This is a genomic window from Wohlfahrtiimonas populi (assembly GCF_002006795.1).
Taxonomy (GTDB): Bacteria; Pseudomonadota; Gammaproteobacteria; order Cardiobacteriales; family Wohlfahrtiimonadaceae; genus Wohlfahrtiimonas; species Wohlfahrtiimonas populi.
The window spans coordinates 36,023-54,705 of the sequence record NZ_MVDN01000005.1 but is presented as its reverse complement, the minus strand read 5'-3'; the positions used below and the strand labels follow the sequence as shown (position 1 = coordinate 54,705).

Here is an 18,683-nt window from a genome sequence, read left to right as displayed (position 1 = left end):
ATAAAAAGGGGTGAATGATGAAATATTATATTACCTTAATGATTTTTTGCATCTCGGCTATCGCTGCGGCTCAAGTGCCTATGTTAGATTCATCCACGATTCAAATGCCTAAATCAAAGGCATTGAATAAGTGTATTGATGAAAATAATAAAGTTGTTTATACACAATTTGAATGTAGTGAGACTGCAACGAAAGCAGATAAAAAATGGATTGATCAAACTAATATTACTTTTTCGACACCCACTCAAAAAGAAGTTATTTTACAAAATGGTTCACCCTATCCAGTCAAAGGAAAAGGTTCAGAGCAATTTAATCATTTAGACCCTAATCAAAGCGGGATGGATATGCTTAAAGATGCAATGAAAGATAAATCATTGATGGAGTTATTCGATCAAGGCGTAAAAGCTTTAATGATGCGCCAAGAGATATTAAATTCTTTATAAATTATAGATTCAAAAAAAGCCGATGTTTCACATGAAACATCAGCTTTTTTTATTTTATCTTTGGTGATTCAGCCATGAATCTTTTGATAGTTCATACAATACATGTTCAGCTAAAGGGTGATCTTCAGCTAGCCTCGGATGATTAAAGTGTTGAGCATTTTTAACCATATTTAATCTTGTCATCAAAGCTTGTGATGGAAGATTAGTGACAGTTGTGAATACCACAATTTTATCTAAATTTAGTTCTGTGAAACCAAATTTGAGTGCTTCTCGAGCGGCTTCTTGTGCCAAGCCTTGATGCCAAAACTCTTTGCGTAAACGCCAACCAATCTCTACACAAGGATTAAAGTAAAAATCATCTTTAGGGATATTTAATCCAACAAAGCCAATAACTTCTTGTGTAGATTTTAATTCGCATGCCCACATTCCCCAACCATGTTGGTTCATTCTATCTTGAATAGCTTTGAGGAAATCTTGAGCTTCAGGTTCAGATAATACAGACGGGAAGAATTCCATCACATCAGGATCAGAGACCATTTGATATAAGCTTGGTAGATCAGAATCTCGCCATTCACGCATAATTAAACGATCTGTGGATAAAGTGTGGATAATCTTGTGAGTATCATTCATGATTGAGCCTTAGTTGAAGCAATAAAAAAGTGATGGATTGATTATATCCATCACTTGGTTTATCTTTCTAATATTATTGCTATTTGAGCAATAATATTAATATTTAAGAATTTTTAAATTAGAATTTAACTGCTTTAAATGCAGACTTGCCTGCATAGATAGCATTGCTGCCCAATTCTTCTTCGATGCAGATCAAGCGGTTGTATTTTTCAACACGGTCAGAACGGCACAATGAACCTGTTTTCAACTGTGTACTCAATGCTGCAGCTGCTAAGTCAGCAATTGTTACGTCTGATGTTTCGCCTGAACGGTGAGATACAACAGATGTATAGTTCGCATCATCAGCCATTTTAATAGCTTCTAAAGTTTCAGTTAATGTACCGATTTGGTTGAACTTGATTAAGATTGAGTTAGCAATGTTTTTATCAATGCCTTCTTTCAAAATCTTTGTATTAGTTACGAATAAATCATCACCCACTAATTGGATTTTATCGCCTAATTTTTCAGTCAATACTTTCCAACCAGCCCAGTCAGCTTCATCCATACCATCTTCGATTGTGATGATAGGGTAACGAGCAACCCAATCAGCTAAGAAATCAGCAAATTCTTCAGATGTGAAAGATTTACCTTCTGATTCTAAAACGTATTTACCATCTTTGTAGAATTCAGATGATGCAACGTCTAAACCTAGGAATACATCTTTACCAGGTGTATAACCTGCGTCTTTGATCGCAGTCATGATTACTTCTAAAGCTTCTTCGTTAGAAGACAAGTTAGGTGCGAAACCACCTTCATCACCAACGGTTGTTGCTAAACCACGAGCATTCAATACATTTTTCAGTTCATGGAAAATTTCAGCACCCCAACGTACAGCTTCTTTGAAAGAAGGTGCGCCAACAGGCAAAATCATGAATTCTTGAACATCTACTGAGTTATCAGCATGAGAACCACCGTTTAAGATGTTCATCATTGGTACAGGCAATACATATTGTGCTGCATCGTTTAAATGACGATATAAAGGGATACCTTTTTCGTTTGCAGCAGCATGTGCAACTGCTAATGAAACGCCCAATAATGCATTCGCACCTAAACGAGCTTTATTGTCTGTACCATCTAATGCGATCAATTTTGCATCCAATGCTTTTTGATCAGCCGCATCCATACCACGAACAGCTGTTAAGATTTCACCATTCACATTTTCACATGCTTTTAATACGCCTTTACCGCCGTAACGTGATTTATCACCATCACGCAATTCAATTGCTTCTCTTGCACCTGTTGATGCACCACTTGGTACAGCAGCAACGCCTTTTACACCAGATTCTAAAGTTGCTTCTACCCAAACGGTTGGATTTCCACGTGAATCAATGATTTCTCGAGCAACTAATTGTTTAATGGCTGACATAATTCTCTCCTAGAGGATGCATGAATGAAATGTAAATCCTAATTATAGCTGATAATCTCAGAACCGTTAACCTCTGAAATTAAGGAACAAACCAACCTGCTGGTTTGATTGTGTTTTCAATGCCATTATCCACACCTAAAACCATTGCAAATAATGCCATACGAGCAGGAACACCGGCATCAGATTGGCGGAAAATTGCCAAACGTGGGTCTTGATCTAGATCGTTGCTTAAGTCGTTAGCATTTTCACGGCTATCACGCGGTAATGGGTGCATGATGATGGCATCTTTCATTGCATATTGATCAATCATTGATTGGTTAATGCGGAAGCTTAATTCAGGCTTACGAGTCTCTTCACCTTCTGTGAAACGCTCTTTTTGAATACGTGTTGCATAAATCACATCATTGTTATGGATACCATGTTTCAACTCATCTGTTTCAATTATAGTATGGCCACGTTCACGTGCAAATTCAGTGATGTATTCAGGCATTTTTAAGAAATCAGGTGATGCAAATGTGAAAGTGATGTTTTTGTACAATGACATCAATTTTACTAATGAATGAACAGTACGTCCATAACGTAAATCACCAATCATTGCAATTTTACAGCCATCCATTGTTTTGCCATTCAATTTGAATTCATTATGGATTGTATAAGCATCTAATAATGCTTGCGTTGGATGTTCACCCGCGCCATTACCACCGTTGATTACAGGAATATCTGTAGATTGTGCCATTTTGTAGATTGCTTGTTCTTCTGGGTGACGAACCACTAATACATCAAAATAACCTGAAATTACACGTGCTGTATCCTCAATAGATTCACCTTTAACAATTGAGGAGAATGAAACACCCGTAGTACTAGATACTTTACCGCCTAAACGCATGAAAGCAGCATCGAAGCTTAAACGTGTACGCGTACTTGCTTCGAAGAAAAGGCTGCCCATTACAGCGCCATCTAGTACTTTGGTATAGGCTTTGCCATATGCAACAGGCTGTAAAATATCTGCCAATGTAAACAATTTATTCAATGTATGAAGATCGAATTGTTCGCATGATAATACAGATTGGCCTAGTAGAGCGTTCATAATTTTCCTTTTAAGTCTGAAAGTTTCCAAAAAAAACCGCCATATCTGGCGGTTTTAAAATTAAATAAATTACATATTTCGGAGAGTGTGTCCGATGTAACGTTGTCTTGGGCGAGAGATCTTCATTTTAGGATCTGCGATCATCTCATTCCAGTGTGTAATCCAACCAACTGTACGTGCTAATGCGAACAATGGTGTGAACATTTGTGTTGGGAAGCCCAATGCTTTGTAGATGATGCCTGAGTAGAAGTCTACGTTAGGATACAATTTACGTTCGATGAAGTATTCATCTTTCAATGCAACTTCTTCTAAACGTTTTGCAACTTCCATCAATGGATCATTACCATATTTTGCCAATACTTCATCTGCAATGCCTTTAATTAATTTAGCACGTGGATCGAAGTTTTTATAAACACGGTGTCCAAAGCCCATCAAACGGAATGGATCTTCTTTATCTTTTGCTTTTGCAACGAATTTAGCAACATTATCAACTGAACCGATTTCAGCTAACATTGTTAATACAGCTTCGTTTGCACCACCATGCGATGCACCCCATAAAGATGAGATACCAGCAGAGATTGCAGCATAAGGGTTTGCACCAGAAGAACCAGCCATACGTACTGTAGACGTTGAAGCATTTTGNGGAAGCCCAATGCTTTGTAGATGATGCCTGAGTAGAAGTCTACGTTAGGATACAATTTACGTTCGATGAAGTATTCATCTTTCAATGCAACTTCTTCTAAACGTTTTGCAACTTCCATCAATGGATCATTACCATATTTTGCCAATACTTCATCTGCAATGCCTTTAATTAATTTAGCACGTGGATCGAAGTTTTTATAAACACGGTGTCCAAAGCCCATCAAACGGAATGGATCTTCTTTATCTTTTGCTTTTGCAACGAATTTAGCAACATTATCAACTGAACCGATTTCAGCTAACATTGTTAATACAGCTTCGTTTGCACCACCATGCGATGCACCCCATAAAGATGAGATACCAGCAGAGATTGCAGCATAAGGGTTTGCACCAGAAGAACCAGCCATACGTACTGTAGACGTTGAAGCATTTTGCTCATGGTCAGCATGTAAAATGAACAATACATCCATCGCTTTCTCAGCAATTGGATCAATTTCATAAGGTGCACATGGTGAACTGAACATCATGTTCATGAAGTTGCCAGCGTATGATAAAGAGTTCGTTGGATAAACCAATGGCATACCGATTGAATGTTTATACGCAGCCGCAACTAATGTTGGCATTTTTGAGATCAAGCGATGTGCTGTGATCATACGGTGTTCTGGGTTGTGAATGTCTAACTTATCATGATAGAAGCCTGCCATCGATGCAACAGTACCCGCAAGAATTGCCATTGGGTGAGAGTCATATCTAAAGCCTTGCAGGAATACTTTTAGGTTTTCATGCATTAAGCTGTGCGTCATGATGATGTTTTCAAATTCTTTTGATTCTGTTAACGTCGGTAATTCGCCGTTAAAAATCAAATAACAAACATCAAGATAGCTTGATCTTTCTGCTAATTGCTCAATAGGGTAACCACGGTAAAGTAGTTCACCTTTATCTCCATCCAAATAAGTGATAGCACTTTCACAGCTTGCTGTTGAAACGAAACCAGGATCGTAACTGAATAAGTTCAAAGTACGATTCATTGTTGCGATATCTACAACATCATCACCATATACCGATTCCAAAATTGGGAATTCACCTTGTTTTTGTGTGCGGTTATCAATATAGGTAACGCTATTTCTATTGGTAGTTGTCATTTTTATCCTCCATAGTGATCTNGTTAACGTCGGTAATTCGCCGTTAAAAATCAAATAACAAACATCAAGATAGCTTGATCTTTCTGCTAATTGCTCAATAGGGTAACCACGGTAAAGTAGTTCACCTTTATCTCCATCCAAATAAGTGATAGCACTTTCACAGCTTGCTGTTGAAACGAAACCAGGATCGTAACTGAATAAGTTCAAAGTACGATTCATTGTTGCGATATCTACAACATCATCACCATATACCGATTCCAAAATTGGGAATTCACCTTGTTTTTGTGTGCGGTTATCAATATAGGTAACGCTATTTCTATTGGTAGTTGTCATTTTTATCCTCCATAGTGATCTTTATAAGATCTTCCAATAAATATGTTATGGCTAATAACACATGGGACTAATATAAACGAGCTTGAGCAACTTAGCAAAATTCAAATGTTCAAAAAAAAAGCATCTACAATAGATGCTTTTTAATTTGAATCGATTAGCGACCGTATTTTTTACGGAAGCGATCAACACGACCTTCTGTATCCACGATATTTTGTTTACCAGTGAAGAAAGGGTGTGATTGTGAAGAAACTTCGATTTTGTAAAGAGGGTATTCTTTACCATCTGTCCAAACGATAGTGTCTTTCGTTGAAATTGTTGAACGCGTTAAAACCGCGAAATCGCTTGAGCTGTCTTGGAAAACAACTGGGCGATAGTTAGGATGACCTTCTGCTTTCATAATAAAATCCAGTAATAAGTAAAAAACAACGGCTAATAAAAAGCCTACTTAGTTTAAAATAGCACGATATTCTAACAAAAAGATATTTTTTGCGCAATACTTAGCGTTTCATTGCGTCAAAAAATGCTTGATTTGTTTTCGTTTCTTTGAGTCGTTCTAGAACAAACTCCATTGATTGGATCTCATCCATAGGATATAAAATCTTACGGAGAATCCACATTTTCGCCAAATCGTCAGGATCTGTTAAGAGTTCTTCTTTACGCGTACCGGAACGATTAATGTCAATTGCAGGGAAAATTCGTTTTTCAGCTACTGAGCGATCTAAATGAAGTTCAGAGTTACCTGTACCTTTAAATTCTTCATAAATAACTTCATCCATTTTTGAGCCAGTATCTACTAATGCTGTTGCAATAATGGTTAAGCTACCACCATTTTCGATGTTACGTGCTGCACCAAAGAAGCGCTTAGGACGATGCAATGCATTGGCATCCACACCACCTGATAACACTTTACCTGATGAAGGTACAACCGCGTTATATGCACGTGCTAAACGTGTAATTGAGTCTAATAAGATCACAACATCGCGACCATGTTCTACTAAACGGCGAGCTTTCTCGATCACCATTTCAGCCACTTGAACGTGACGAACAGCTGGTTCATCGAATGTTGATGCGATCACATCACCATTTCTCAATAGACGCTTCATTTCTGTCACTTCTTCCGGGCGTTCATCGATCAATAATACGATGAGATAACACTCTGGGAAGTTAGTTTCGATAGATTGTGCAATGTTCTGCAGCATTACTGTTTTACCCGTTTTTGGCGGTGCAACGATTAAGCTACGTTGGCCTTTACCAATTGGGGAAACCATATCAATCAAACGTGCTGTAATGTCTTCACTTGAACCATTACCACGTTCCATTTTTAATAATTGATTTGGGTGGATTGGCGTTAAGTTTTCAAATGCTACTTTGCGCACAGAGTTTTCCACAGGCTCATAGTTAATTGTGTCAACTTTTGAGAGTGAAAAGTATTTTTCATTATCCTTAGGTGGACGAATTTTACCTGAAACAGTATCACCTGTTCTTAAGTTAAACTTACGAATTTGTGATGGGCTGATGTAAACATCATCAGGGCCAGCCATATAAGAGCTGTCTACGCCACGAAGGAAGCCATAGCCATCGTTCAAAATTTCTAGAACGCCATCGCCAGAAATTTCTTCGCCATTTTTAGCATGTGCTTTTAAAATAGAGAAAATCAAATCGTGTTTTTTAGCACGGGCGATGCCTTCTAACTGCATTTCTTGAGCAATACGAATTAGCTCAGCAGCTGGCATTTGTTTTAATTCAGTTAAGTTCATAGATTAATTCTAGATTTAAATAAAGGATAAATTAATATTGTCGGCTACCGATTTAGCCAAGCAAAATAAATTAGGGAATTGATTTAGTCGGAAAGATTGACCATTATTTGTTTGTCCGCAAATTCTATAAGCTTTACGGACATTTTGCAAATAATCTGATCAATTTTCCATATTTTTTTTACGATTTTCTAAGAGAGCTTTTCCGATTTCATAAACCATTGGTAGGATGGAAATAAAGATAATACCTAGCACGATGATGGAGAAGTTATTTTTAATCCAAGGAATTGTGCCAAATAGATAACCTGCACCCAACATTAAAAACATCCACAAAAATGCACCAAAAATATTGTAAGTTGCAAATGTTTTATAAGTCATTTTACTAGCACCCGCCACAAAAGGTGCAAATGTGCGAACAATTGGTACAAAACGAGCAATCACAATAGTCTTACTGCCATATTTTTCATAGAAATTATGGGTTTTTTCTAAATATTTTAATTTAAATATTTTGGCGTCTTTTTTAAATACTTTTAATCCCACATAATGCCCAATCTGATAATTGAGTGCATCGCCCAAAATCGCGGCAATTAATAATGTGAAAAATAGAATATAAATATCCAATAATCCCATGGCAGCCAAAGCACCTGCTGCAAATAACAGAGAATCACCAGGTAGAATCGGTGTCACAACCAAGCCTGTTTCGCAGAAAATAATTGCAATCAATATGATATAGATCCAAACACCGTATTGCTGTACAGCCATTTCTAAGTATTTATCTAAATGTAGAAATAGATCTATAAATTGCATAAAAATTTCAGTCATGATTATTGTTCCTGAATGAGTTGGTGATTATCTAAACGAAAACGGTGATCCATTTTGTGAGCCAATTCTAAATCATGCGTGACAACCACGAGCGCAGTGCCAATTTCTTCATTGATTTCACACATTAAATCAAAAATAGCTCGAGCATTTTCAGCATCTAGATTGCCCGTTGGCTCATCTGCTAACACTGCTAATGGTTTTGTCACTAAAGCACGAGCAATGGCAACACGCTGGCGTTCACCACCTGATAATGCCGAAGGTTTATGATCAATGCGGTGAGATAATCCCACGCGCACCAACATCTCTTTTGCGCGTTCTTGAGCTTCTTTCACAGCCATACCACCAATCACACAAGGAATCGCAACATTATCCAATGCTGTGAATTCTGGTAATAAATGGTGAAATTGATAAATGAAGCCTAAATATTGATTGCGCCATATGCCACGCTCTTTTTCAGAGCCTTTGCTAAATGCTTTACCATTCAATAATACTTCACCAGAAGTTGGCTGATCCAAACCTGATAATATATGTAATAACGTACTTTTACCAGAGCCTGATGCACCAATAATTGCAACACGATCTTTAGGGTTAATTGTAAAGTTAAGATTCTCAAAAACTTTGACTTCATTTTTATGGTCAAAATAGGATTTTGCTAAATTTGTTGCAACTAAAACAGGATTACTCATAACGTAAAGCCTCAGCTGGTTGAGTTTTAGCAGCTTTCCATGCAGGGTAAAGCGTTGCTAAGCTTGCCAATAAAAATGCCATTAAGGAGATCATACAAATATCGCCCCAACGAATAATGGTAGGAATATGAGATAAAGGATAAACACTTGGCTCAAATACGGTGTAGCCCAAAAGTGATTCGATCCAATGAATAAGATTATTCACATTCATGCTGATCAATAACCCTAAACCTGTGCCAATTAAAACGCCCCAGAAACCAATCACAATGCCTTGCACCATAAAGATTGCCATGATGGATTTTGGTGCTAAGCCTAAAGTTCTGAGAATCGCAATTTCAGAGCGTTTATCATTCACCACCATTACTAAAGTAGAAACTACGTTGAAAACGGCNCCAAAAGTGATTCGATCCAATGAATAAGATTATTCACATTCATGCTGATCAATAACCCTAAACCTGTGCCAATTAAAACGCCCCAGAAACCAATCACAATGCCTTGCACCATAAAGATTGCCATGATGGATTTTGGTGCTAAGCCTAAAGTTCTGAGAATCGCAATTTCAGAGCGTTTATCATTCACCACCATTACTAAAGTAGAAACTACGTTGAAAACGGCGACAGCGACAATTAAGCTCATGATGACAAAAATTGTGCGCTTTTCTGTTTCAATCATATTGGCTAAAGTGGCAAATTGATCCACCCAGCTATAAATCATCACAGAGTTATCCTCAAGGTTATCCACAATATCCATTGCGGTTGCTCTTGCAACGTTAATATCATGCAATTTTAAACGAATGCCTTGAGCCTCATTTTCAGGGACTTTGAACACTTGATTGGCTTCATTAATATGAATGATTGCTGTATTGGCATCGTATTCATACATACCAACGCTGAAGATATCCACAACAGTGAAGCCTTTCACGCGAGGAATCACAGCTTCAGAATGTTCAGCAACTTCTGGTGTGACTAATGTAATGTAATCACCAACGTTAGCATCCAATAATTGTGCTAAGTCTTTACCGAGAATAATACCTGCTTCAGTTTGATTGAGGGCATCGAAGCTTGGCATGATGTGTGAGACATTGGATTGATAACGAGGATCAACGCCTTCAATGCGAACAGGGCGCATTAAGCCATTGGCGCTCATTAATCCTTCACCATTGGTGAAAGGTGCGCCTGCGATAACATTTTCATGGTTCGCTGCTCTGTTGTACATCATTTGCCAATCATTAAAATAACCACTATTGGGGCGCTTTGTGATTTTGAGATCATAAGCAACCGATTGGCTTACTTCTGTAATGCCTTGTTGGAAGCCATTCATCACAGATAATACAACGATAATCGCTGTTAATCCGAGTGCAATTCCACCAATGGAAATGAAAGAAATGAAAGAAATAAAGTTATTCTTACGTTGTGCTGCGGTATAGCGAAGCCCAATGGATAAACTTAATGGCTTAAATAATTTAATCATAACGGAGCGCCTCTGCAGGTTGAGTTCTAGAAGCTTTCCAAGCAGGGTAGAGCGTTGCAACACTTGCTAAGCCAAATGTGATTAAGGCAACCACATAAATATCACTCCACACAACGATGGATGGAATTTCCATTACATAGAATGCATTGCCCACATTGCCACCAAAAATACCTTCGATGAATGTAATGATGGAATTCACATTAAAGGCAATTAATAATCCCAAAAGAATACCGATAATTGCGCCAAAGAAACCAATGAATACGCCTTGCACCATGAATATCATCATGATTTGCGCAGGCGACATGCCCAACGTGCGTAAGATCGCAATTTCAGGGCGCTTTTCTGTCACAACCATCACTAATGTGGATACAACGTTAAATACAGCAACAGCAACGATCAAACTCATAATCGTGAACATCGTGAGTTTTTCAATTTCGATCATTTTGAAAAGGGTTTTGAACTCTTCAATCCATGTCATTGTACTGTATTCATCGCCAAGTTTAGCTTGCGCTTGTTCTGCAGTTTCACGAGCAACCATAGGATCATTCAATTTCAAACGAAAGCCCGAAACGCTATTTTTAGGGATTTGATAGATTCTGCCACTGTCTTTATAGTTCATTAAAGCCATCACAGAATCATATTCATAAGCACCTAAGCGAAAAACGCCCACAACTTTTAGGCGCTTCATACGAGGAATGGCACCAGCTGCTGTGATCTGAATTTTGGGTGTGATCAATGTGACATAATCACCAACATTTAAGCCTAAATTCAGTGCGAGATCAGAACCTAAAACTGTGCCAAACTCACCTTCTTCCAGAATAGTGAAATCAGCGCCTGAAATAAAATCAGTTGTCATAGAATCGCTGATACTAGAAACAGCTGATTCATAATCAGGATCAACACCCTGAATTTTCACAGGGAAGAATTGCCCATTGGCTGCCATTAATCCTTCACCATTATTGAAAGGTGCAGCTGCTATGATATTGGGATTATCTTTAATCTCTGAATATGATTCCTGCCAGTTTTCCACAAAGCCCTGTGGATTACTATTGCGAATGGATAGATCATAAGCCATGGCAAGATTGCGTTGGCGAACTTCATTTTGAAAGCCATTCATCACAGATAACACAACAATCATCGTCATCATCCCGAGAGCAATTCCACCAATGGAAATGAAAGAGATGAAGGAGATAAAGTTCTTTTTTCGCTTGGCGCGCGTATAACGCAATCCAATGAATAACGTTAATGGGCGAAACATTTAAGCTTCCTCAGTTGCGTTGAAGGATAATCCCATCTGTTCGACCGTTTTATCGAGCTTTTCCAATTCGATTAATGGCGGGAGCTCGCTTAATTGCTTAAGATTGAAATCATCTAAAAATTGCTTGGTTGTGCCATATAAATTAGGGCGCCCAGGAACTTCACGTTGACCAAGTACTTTAATCCATTCGCGCTCTTGCAATGTTTTCATGATGTTACTGCTGACAGAAACGCCACGAATCTCTTCAATATCACCACGGCTAATGGGTTGGCGATAAGCAATCAATGCTAATGTTTCCAACAAAGCACGGCTGTAGCGTTGTGGTTTTTCATCATATAAACGTGAAACCCATTGTGAATATTGTTGTGGCACTTGAATGCGATAACCTGAAGCGACTTCCACTAATTCAACACCGCGACCATCCAATTTGTATTTCAAAACTTGTAAGGCTTCTTTGATATCTTCTGTTGTGGGTTGTTCGTGAACATCAAACAATGTTTGAATATCACTGATTTTAAGCGGCGTTTGTGCGGCACTTAAAATAGCTTCTAATAAAATATTTAAAGGCGGTAAAGCATTCATAGTTTAATCTCTGCGCTTAATGGAAGAAGTCTTTTACCTGCGAAGGCAAAGGCTGTACGCATAATAGCATTCCAAGGATTTTCGTTCATTTGGCCTTTGATAGACAAGTCGATTTGTACCACCATGCTGCTTAAATTACGTAAACGATTAGCATTCATACGATTCAAAGCAGAGCGATATAATGGTTTTTGATTTTGCCAAACATCATTCAATGCCATTTCGATTGTGGCACCAGCATCCATTTTGGCATACATCTTTTGTAATGTTGCGATCTCTTTTTGTAAAACCCAGTTCACTAAAGTTGGTACATCGCCTTCTGAGCGCAACCCCTGAATAATACGATAAATACGGGAAATATCGCCTGTTAACAAAGCAGAGCTTAAATCAAATGCCACAAAGTTAGAGTTTTCTGAGCTGAGTTCAGCGATCATTTCATTGGAAATCTGTTGATGCTCATATAAAAATGATAATTGATTTAAAAGTTGTTCAATCGCCAAGAAATTACCTTCATTATGAGCTGCGATGAAGGATACCGATTCTTGTGATAAATTCACACGCAATTCATTCGCTCTATTTTGAATCCAGCTCGGGAGTTTTGTGTGATCTGGCGGATAGATTGTAATTAAACAGCCATTTCTCTCAACCATTGATAGTGTTTTATTCTTTAAAGTATTGCTATCAAGCTTTGGCGTTGTGATGAGATAAAAAAGATCGGGGTTCGTTTTATCCAAACATTCATGCAATATTTTGAATGTTTTGGCATCGGGTTTATTGGTAAATCTGAGCTGAATGAGCTTTTGCGTTGAAAATAATGAAAGGCTTTGGCTTGTATTAATAATATCTGACCAATCAAATTTATTATCCACATCAAAAACTTCACGCTCATATTCGCCTGAATTCATGATTGCATCTTTAATCTTTTGCTCAGTATTGAGCATTAGCGCAGGTTCATCGCCCGCAATGACGCAATAAGGAAGTTTGATAATTTTGGGTAATTCTTTTGTGACAAAGTCTTGAGCAATCCGCATAGTTTTCCATTCTCGTTATAAAGAAAAACCCTCCGAAAGAGGGTTTTTACGGAATGCATATTATATTATGCATTGCCTTCAGTTTGCATTTGTTCTAAACGCTGTGCGTAGAGCAAATCGAAGTTAACAGGTGCCAATGTTAATGGTGGGAAACCTGCTTTCAAAATCATTGCATCTAATGTTTCACGTGCATATGGGAACAAGATGTTAGGGCAGAATGCACCTTCCATGTGTCCGCGTTGCTCTTCATTGAAGCCTTCAATTGTGAAAACACCTGCTTGTTCGATTTCTACCAAATACAAGATTTCTTCGCCAACTTTAGCCGTTACAGTTAAACGTAATGCAACTTCTGTTACATTTTCTTCAACTTGTGCAGCGATGTTTGCTAATTGCACAGAAATTTCTGGTGCAGTTTCATTTTTGAAGCATGCTGGTGCGTTTGGAACTTCTACAGAAATGTTCTTGCTGTATAGTTTGTGAATGTTAAAAACTGGACCAGTTTCGTTTGCTGCATTTTCAGACATAATGTTTCCTTAATTAATGAAATGAATAAAAGTGAATCAATTATTTATTTAATAATGGATCTAATCCACCTTTTGCATCTAATGCGTGAAGGTCATCACAGCCACCAATGTGCTGACCATCAATGAAAATTTGAGGAACAGTATCGCGACCTGTGCGCTTTTTGCTCTCTTCCCAATATTTAGCATCTTGGTTAACGTCATAAATTTTTACTTCTGCACCTTTCTTTTTCAAAAGATCTAATGCGCGTTTGCAGTATGGACAAGAAGGTAAATAATACATTTCAACTGACATAGTGAACTCCTATTTCTTCGATGATTCAACTGGTAAATTTGTTTGTAACCAACCATTTAAGCCACCTTGAAGTGAGAAAAGGCTTAAATTTGCGTGTTCTTTGCGTAATTTTTCAACTTTCTCTGTTGAAGTTGCGCCTGAATCACAGTAAAGCACAATCACTTTGTCTTTAAAGCGCGTGCCATCCACTAATTTGGTTGCAAGTTGGTCTGATGAAACATGAACTGCGCTTGGGATGTGAGATCTTTTAAAAGTATCTGCATCACGCATGTCGACAAAAACCGCTTCATCATTGTTAGATAATTGTAATGCTTTAGCCGCTGAAATTACGAAAGCCTTTTGTCTAACAGATTTAATTTCATTCATAATGATCAAAATGAATACAACAGCTAAACCTGCAAACCACATCCATTCAGCGCGAAAAAATTCCATAAAAGTCATAGTGATGATATATCCCTTGAGATCATACAAAAATCGTAAAACCGCTATTCTATCAGTAAACACAGAATAATTGTTATTCATATTTTACAACGATTATGCTATTTATTCACAGATAGAATGACTCCACTTTGCTCAAAGGTTTTTTATGAAGTTTCCCACTTATAAACGCAGTGCATTAGCAGTTTCCTTATTATGTTTATCCGCGATCTCATGGGCAGATGTGGATAAAGCTTGGGATGCTTTTGATAGCGCTGACTTAGTCACAAGCTTTGCGGAGTTTAAAATATCTGCAGAAAATAACGAAAAAGATGCTGCTTTTATTTATGGTTCACTGTTATTGAATCCATCATTTCCTGAGTATGATCAAACTGAGGGAAGAGAATGGTTAAAAAAAGCTGCGGATGCTGGTGATGCAAAAGCTGCTTATAATTTAGCATATAGTCTTTTTAAATCATTGAGTAATAGTAGTTGGGACAGCGATATTGTTAAAAGTCCTGCAACAGTTGAGGAATTTCAAAAATATGTGCAAATGGCATTGGATGCAAATTTGCCTGAAGCTTATGAGTTCACCATTAATAATGGTATGAGTAGCCAAGAGCTTTTTGGCATAGAAGATCCTAAAGAGTTAGTTGCCTTAATTACCAAGGTGCATGAGATTCAACCAACAGCTATGACCAATTATTATGTGGGTGTGATGGCTTTACAAGGTCATACAATGTTTGATGATATTCCGTATGAACCACAAAAGGCAGCACAATATTTGGAAGCTGCTTATCAGTCGGGTGCAAAAAGCAGTGTTCATCTTTTGAAAGCTTTATACAGTGGCGATTATGAAGGTTTTCCTGCGGATAAAGCCAAATACAATGAATATGCCAAAATCTATTATGAAAATTTTTCAGAGATTAATGATCCTGTTTATTTTCATGTTAGAGATATTTCGCCATTAAATACGCGCACACAAAAAGTGGCAGATGATGTTGTGGCAAAGTTTAAAAAAGCATCCGAAACCAATGCCAATGCAGCAAGAATGATGGGTGCATTGAGCCAAGATCCAAAAGTTGCCAAGGAATATTTCCAAAAGGCTGTGGATTTAGGCGATAAAAGCGCTGCGATCGCTATGTATTATTTAGACGAAGGTTGGTATGCAGACAAAACTGAAGTGATTGAACAGATCGCTCAACTGGCGAAATCTGGTGATATGCAAGCAAATCTATTTTTGAGCCAAAACTTAACAGGTAGTGATGCAATCCCATATTTAACGAAGGCAGCAGAATCTGGTGATTTTGTTTCAATGGTGAATTTAGCTCGATATCATGGTGATAATGCTTTATATAGCAAAACATCATTAAAGGAAGCTCTAGATTGGTACAACAAATTGATTGAGCAATTCCCCAACGATGCGACAGCATATCGTGAAAAAGCGTGGTTACTTTACAATGATTTAGGTATTCGTAGCGAAGTGATGCCAGCAATCTTTGCAGATTTGAATCACGCGATCGAATTGAATCCTCAAGATTCTAAGGCGTTGATGCATTTAGCACAGATTTATCAAATTGATGCTCAGTATGGTGATGCTGCTACAGCATTAGTGCTATATCAGCAAATCATCAGCTTGAATAATGATGATCTTGAAGCAGATCAAGCACGTTTATTCCAAGCCATGATGCTCAAATATGGTGAAGGCAATGTTGCTAAGGATGAGAAAACAGCCAATGTCTTATTCTCTGAAATCATCGAAAAATACCCTGAAGATTACCAAGCATTGTATGAATTAGCAGATAGCTATCATCATGGTAAAGGCGTAGAAAAAGATCTCAATAAAGCAATCGAGTTATATCGCTTAACAACCAATATGAATGCGCATGTGCCATTGGGCATGTTATTAGTACAAAGTGACGATGCAGTATTGCAAGCTGAAGGTTTGGATTTGATCATCAGCGTTGCTGAATCACAAAAAGTTGATGCCGAAACATTAGCATTATTGTTATCTTTCAAGGATAAATCGCCAATTGTTCAGGAATGGTTATACAAACTTGTGACTGTTGAACCTTATCGTGCGAATTTTGATGCATTAGCAGAAATTAAAAAAAGCTGTGATGCAGGTAATACATTGGCTTGCGTGAATTATGCTCGTTGGATGCTAGGCAAGCAGATCAATACAGATGAAGCTTATCAACTGCTGAATGCTTCAGCGGATAAAGGAAATGTGAATGCTGTGCGTGCGTTATTGGATCATGCAAAAGAGAAATACAATTACCCAGCACAAAGAATTTTGACAGAAAAGCTAGTTGCCTTAGAACCCAATGATGATAACTATCAACAGTTAGCAGAGTTCTATTTCTTCCAATTAGACTATGATTTAGCAGATCAAACTTATCAAAAAATAGAGAATCCTTCTGAACGTGCAGAATACGATCAAGAACGCATTCCTACTGAGCGTGAATATTTAGAAGGCTTATTAACACGAGCAGAACAAAAAGACGATGAAGCAGTGAGAACACTGTTCTATATGTATCAAAATAATAAACGACCTGATCTTGCCATTGAAGCAATAGAAAAATGGGGCGATTTGAATAATGAAGAAACATTGAATGAGTGGATCTATTTGTTGGATCAATCAGCTGACCCTGAACATATCAGCAAAGCCACAAAGCAATTGGCTAAGAATGTATTGATCAATCAAACCACTGATTTTGCAATATTGTATCAGCGTTATGCAGAAGCAAGAGATCGTAATATTACGCGCCAACAGATGTTGGATTGGATTGCACAATATGCAGTGATCAATGCAGAAGATGCTAAAGTTTATTTAAATAGCATGAATGGCTTTGATGATATTTTACAGAAGAGCCATAGCTCACAAAAACGAGTCAAAAGAGATGCACTCAGTGAATTGGATTATGCTTATCAAATGGGCATTGGTACACAACGAGATTCCGCGAAGCATTTTAAAATCTTAGAGCAGTTGGTAGAATTGAAAGATGAAAGTGCTGCATATCAAATGGCTGAAGCATATCGTACAGGTAAAGATGTTCCACTCAATTGGGATAAAGCTGTGCATTACTACAAGTTGTTGCCAGATGAAGGCTACGCTTATGCATTGGAAAATATAGATTTCTACAAAGATGTTGTTGCACCTGCACAAAAAGGTGATATGAATGCGACATTCAAATTGGGTAAATATTACTTAGAAGATTATGCTTATTCCGATCAACCTAAAGCCCGTGCTGAAGGTTATCAGTTAGTATTGAAAGCAGCTGAGAAAGGTGTTGTGGATGCACAATACTTCCTAAGTTTATCTTATAACTATGTAGGTTTAACGAATTATCAACGCAATGAATGGTTACAGAAAGCTGCGGATAATGGTCACGCTGAAGCGCAACAAATGTTAGCGCAACATTTAGAAATTGAAACGCCATTATCAGAAGTACAAGTCAAAGAAGTGATCCGATTGTATTCTGCGGCAGCCAAAACATTGCCAGAAGCGAAGTTGGGTTTATTGCGTTTTTATTACAGTCAAAATATGGTGGCTGAAGCAGACAAAATATTACCAACTTTGTCTGAAGAAGAGAGAACATACCAATATACAAATATTGCTCGCTGGTATGAATATAGCAATGGTGCATTGCCAAGAAGCAATCAAAAGGCATTAGAGTTTTATCAAAAGGCCTATGATAAAGGGGATATAAAATCAGGCGTTAATATGGTTTCATTATATTTAAATGATCCGATTGCACCGAAAAAAGCAGAAGGTATGGCGCTTTTCACTGAAGTATTGAATCAAGCAATGGAATCTGAAAGCCCTTATGCATTAGATGAAGTAATTGCGATAGTGAATAGTGCAATCAAAGGTATCGATGGCTTTGATAAAACGCTAGAAATGGAACAATTTGGCCTAGAGTGGGCAGAGAAAATATTATCAGAAGGTAATGTTTATGCGGGTGCCACTTTATCAGATTATTACAAAGAGAAAGGTGATACTGCAAAAGAGTATTTCTATTTGAAATTAATTGAGAGCTGGGCGCTCGATGAGTTGATTGAACAACTGGGTGCTGAAGAGATTGAAGCACAGAATAAAGCAGTGGAAGCTTATAAACAGCAAGTGAGCTGGCCGTATTAATGGATTGATATAGATGTAAAAAAAGCA

The 18,683-nt window shown here is 37.7% G+C and carries 17 protein-coding genes and 3 pseudogenes; 2 read left to right on the top strand and 18 right to left on the bottom strand.

Annotated features, from left to right (window positions below):
• Window positions 1–17 precede the first annotated feature (17 nt).
• On the top strand, window positions 18–443 hold the full coding sequence (locus BZK16_RS07280; RefSeq protein ID WP_077928243.1) for a hypothetical protein: 426 nt from the start codon (window positions 18–20) through the stop codon (window positions 441–443).
• Window positions 444–497: 54 nt separating this feature from the next.
• On the opposite strand, the gene BZK16_RS07275 is transcribed toward BZK16_RS07280, so the two are convergent.
• The 18 genes and pseudogenes from BZK16_RS07275 to BZK16_RS07195 all read right to left on the bottom strand — a co-directional run bounded on the left by BZK16_RS07275 (window position 498) and on the right by BZK16_RS07195 (window position 14,527).
• Window positions 498–1,073, bottom strand: coding sequence for a GNAT family N-acetyltransferase (locus BZK16_RS07275; protein WP_077928242.1), 576 nt, complete (start codon window positions 1,071–1,073; stop codon window positions 498–500).
• 118 nt (window positions 1,074–1,191) lie between these two features.
• A complete protein-coding gene (gene eno, locus BZK16_RS07270; RefSeq protein WP_077928241.1) occupies window positions 1,192–2,478 on the bottom strand; it encodes a phosphopyruvate hydratase in 1,287 nt (428 codons plus the stop codon).
• Window positions 2,479–2,557: 79 nt separating this feature from the next.
• Window positions 2,558–3,565, bottom strand: coding sequence for an aspartate carbamoyltransferase (gene pyrB, locus BZK16_RS07265; RefSeq protein ID WP_077928240.1), 1,008 nt, complete (start codon window positions 3,563–3,565; stop codon window positions 2,558–2,560).
• Between the two features lie 69 nt (window positions 3,566–3,634).
• Window positions 3,635–4,207: pseudogene (locus BZK16_RS07260) on the bottom strand (citrate/2-methylcitrate synthase); the annotation flags it as partial.
• A 5-nt stretch (window positions 4,208–4,212) separates the two neighbouring features.
• Window positions 4,213–5,346, bottom strand: a pseudogene (locus tag BZK16_RS07255) (citrate synthase); the annotation flags it as partial.
• A gap of 27 nt (window positions 5,347–5,373) precedes the next feature.
• Window positions 5,374–5,679: pseudogene (locus BZK16_RS14970) on the bottom strand (citrate/2-methylcitrate synthase); the annotation flags it as partial.
• Between the two features lie 154 nt (window positions 5,680–5,833).
• Window positions 5,834–6,076 (bottom strand): type B 50S ribosomal protein L31, encoded by a 243-nt coding sequence (locus BZK16_RS07250; RefSeq protein ID WP_077928238.1) that lies wholly within the window; start codon window positions 6,074–6,076, stop codon window positions 5,834–5,836.
• Window positions 6,077–6,176: 100 nt separating this feature from the next.
• Window positions 6,177–7,436: a transcription termination factor Rho gene (rho, locus tag BZK16_RS07245; protein WP_077928237.1), complete on the bottom strand. Its 1,260-nt coding sequence runs from the start codon at window positions 7,434–7,436 to the stop codon at window positions 6,177–6,179.
• 159 nt (window positions 7,437–7,595) lie between these two features.
• Entirely contained in the window at window positions 7,596–8,255 is a 660-nt protein-coding gene (locus BZK16_RS07240; protein ID WP_077928236.1) for a DedA family protein, read from the bottom strand.
• A 2-nt stretch (window positions 8,256–8,257) separates the two neighbouring features.
• Window positions 8,258–8,941 (bottom strand): lipoprotein-releasing ABC transporter ATP-binding protein LolD, encoded by a 684-nt coding sequence (gene lolD, locus BZK16_RS07235; protein ID WP_077928235.1) that lies wholly within the window; start codon window positions 8,939–8,941, stop codon window positions 8,258–8,260.
• The gene (locus BZK16_RS07230) at window positions 8,934–9,296 is read right to left on the bottom strand and encodes an FtsX-like permease family protein (RefSeq protein WP_233145223.1); all 363 of its coding nucleotides are present in this window, start codon (window positions 9,294–9,296) and stop codon (window positions 8,934–8,936) included. The genes lolD and BZK16_RS07230 overlap by 8 nt, the downstream gene beginning before the upstream one ends.
• A 20-nt stretch (window positions 9,297–9,316) precedes the next feature.
• Window positions 9,317–10,411, bottom strand: a complete 1,095-nt coding sequence (locus tag BZK16_RS07225; protein ID WP_077928233.1) for an ABC transporter permease — start codon at window positions 10,409–10,411, stop codon at window positions 9,317–9,319.
• Window positions 10,404–11,669 (bottom strand): lipoprotein-releasing ABC transporter permease subunit, encoded by a 1,266-nt coding sequence (locus tag BZK16_RS07220; protein WP_077928232.1) that lies wholly within the window; start codon window positions 11,667–11,669, stop codon window positions 10,404–10,406. Before BZK16_RS07220 ends, BZK16_RS07225 begins: the two co-directional genes overlap by 8 nt.
• Window positions 11,670–12,251, bottom strand: coding sequence for an SMC-Scp complex subunit ScpB (gene scpB / locus BZK16_RS07215; protein WP_077928231.1), 582 nt, complete (start codon window positions 12,249–12,251; stop codon window positions 11,670–11,672). It abuts the gene before it with no gap.
• Window positions 12,248–13,279 carry a DNA polymerase III subunit delta gene (holA, locus tag BZK16_RS07210; RefSeq protein ID WP_077928230.1) on the bottom strand — a complete coding sequence of 344 codons (1,032 nt, stop codon included), beginning with the start codon at window positions 13,277–13,279 and terminating at the stop codon, window positions 12,248–12,250. The genes scpB and holA overlap by 4 nt, the downstream gene beginning before the upstream one ends.
• 65 nt (window positions 13,280–13,344) lie before the next feature.
• Window positions 13,345–13,803: a protein-export chaperone SecB gene (gene secB, locus BZK16_RS07205; RefSeq protein WP_077928229.1), complete on the bottom strand. Its 459-nt coding sequence runs from the start codon at window positions 13,801–13,803 to the stop codon at window positions 13,345–13,347.
• A gap of 40 nt (window positions 13,804–13,843) precedes the next feature.
• Window positions 13,844–14,095: a glutaredoxin 3 gene (grxC, locus tag BZK16_RS07200; RefSeq protein ID WP_077928228.1), complete on the bottom strand. Its 252-nt coding sequence runs from the start codon at window positions 14,093–14,095 to the stop codon at window positions 13,844–13,846.
• Between the two features lie 9 nt (window positions 14,096–14,104).
• Window positions 14,105–14,527 (bottom strand): rhodanese-like domain-containing protein, encoded by a 423-nt coding sequence (locus BZK16_RS07195; RefSeq protein WP_233145222.1) that lies wholly within the window; start codon window positions 14,525–14,527, stop codon window positions 14,105–14,107.
• Window positions 14,528–14,681: 154 nt separating this feature from the next.
• Here BZK16_RS07195 and BZK16_RS07190 point away from each other — a divergent pair, with 154 nt between their 5' ends.
• Window positions 14,682–18,656: an SEL1-like repeat protein gene (locus BZK16_RS07190; RefSeq protein WP_077928226.1), complete on the top strand. Its 3,975-nt coding sequence runs from the start codon at window positions 14,682–14,684 to the stop codon at window positions 18,654–18,656.
• Window positions 18,657–18,683 lie beyond the last annotated feature (27 nt).

Bases quoted from the DNA above. Each gene is read 5' to 3' on its own strand.
- pyrB (WP_077928240.1), bottom strand. From the start codon at position 3,565: ATGAACGCTCTACTAGGCCAATCTGTATTATCATGCGAACAATTCGAT.
- grxC (WP_077928228.1), bottom strand. From the start codon at position 14,095: ATGTCAGTTGAAATGTATTATTTACCTTCTTGTCCATACTGCAAACGC.
- eno (WP_077928241.1), bottom strand. From the start codon at position 2,478: ATGTCAGCCATTAAACAATTAGTTGCTCGAGAAATCATTGATTCACGT.
- scpB (WP_077928231.1), bottom strand. From the start codon at position 12,251: ATGAATGCTTTACCGCCTTTAAATATTTTATTAGAAGCTATTTTAAGT.
- BZK16_RS07220 (WP_077928232.1), bottom strand. From the start codon at position 11,669: ATGTTTCGCCCATTAACGTTATTCATTGGATTGCGTTATACGCGCGCC.
- BZK16_RS07190 (WP_077928226.1), top strand. From the start codon at position 14,682: ATGAAGTTTCCCACTTATAAACGCAGTGCATTAGCAGTTTCCTTATTA.
- BZK16_RS07240 (WP_077928236.1), bottom strand. From the start codon at position 8,255: ATGACTGAAATTTTTATGCAATTTATAGATCTATTTCTACATTTAGAT.
- BZK16_RS07275 (WP_077928242.1), bottom strand. From the start codon at position 1,073: ATGAATGATACTCACAAGATTATCCACACTTTATCCACAGATCGTTTA.
- BZK16_RS07195 (WP_233145222.1), bottom strand. From the start codon at position 14,527: ATGGAATTTTTTCGCGCTGAATGGATGTGGTTTGCAGGTTTAGCTGTT.
- holA (WP_077928230.1), bottom strand. From the start codon at position 13,279: ATGCGGATTGCTCAAGACTTTGTCACAAAAGAATTACCCAAAATTATC.
- rho (WP_077928237.1), bottom strand. From the start codon at position 7,436: ATGAACTTAACTGAATTAAAACAAATGCCAGCTGCTGAGCTAATTCGT.
- secB (WP_077928229.1), bottom strand. From the start codon at position 13,803: ATGTCTGAAAATGCAGCAAACGAAACTGGTCCAGTTTTTAACATTCAC.
- lolD (WP_077928235.1), bottom strand. From the start codon at position 8,941: ATGAGTAATCCTGTTTTAGTTGCAACAAATTTAGCAAAATCCTATTTT.
- BZK16_RS07250 (WP_077928238.1), bottom strand. From the start codon at position 6,076: ATGAAAGCAGAAGGTCATCCTAACTATCGCCCAGTTGTTTTCCAAGAC.
- BZK16_RS07280 (WP_077928243.1), top strand. From the start codon at position 18: ATGAAATATTATATTACCTTAATGATTTTTTGCATCTCGGCTATCGCT.